General features: G+C 33.8%; 1 pseudogene. It reads left to right on the forward strand.

Annotated features, from left to right (window positions below):
• Positions 1–63: 63 nt before the first annotated feature.
• Positions 64–263, forward strand: a pseudogene (locus SB679_RS24790) (ketol-acid reductoisomerase); the annotation flags it as partial.

Here is a 263-nt window from a genome sequence, read left to right on the forward strand (position 1 = left end):
GTGGTAGAATATGCAAGTTAGACAGAAAATAAAAATCATATATAACAAATAAAATTAAAAGAAATGGCAAAATTGAATTTTGGAGGAGTAGAAGAAAACGTAGTAACAAGAGAAGAGTTTCCATTGAAAAAGGCTCAGGAAGTATTAAAAGATGAAGTGGTAGCCGTAATCGGATACGGTGTACAGGGACCTGGACAGGCACTTAATCAAAAAGACAACGGTATTAATGTCATTGTAGGCCAGAGAAAAAATTCAAAATCATG

This window comes from Chryseobacterium sp. SIMBA_029 (genome assembly GCF_046535275.1).
In the GTDB taxonomy this organism is placed as follows: Bacteria; Bacteroidota; Bacteroidia; order Flavobacteriales; family Weeksellaceae; genus Chryseobacterium.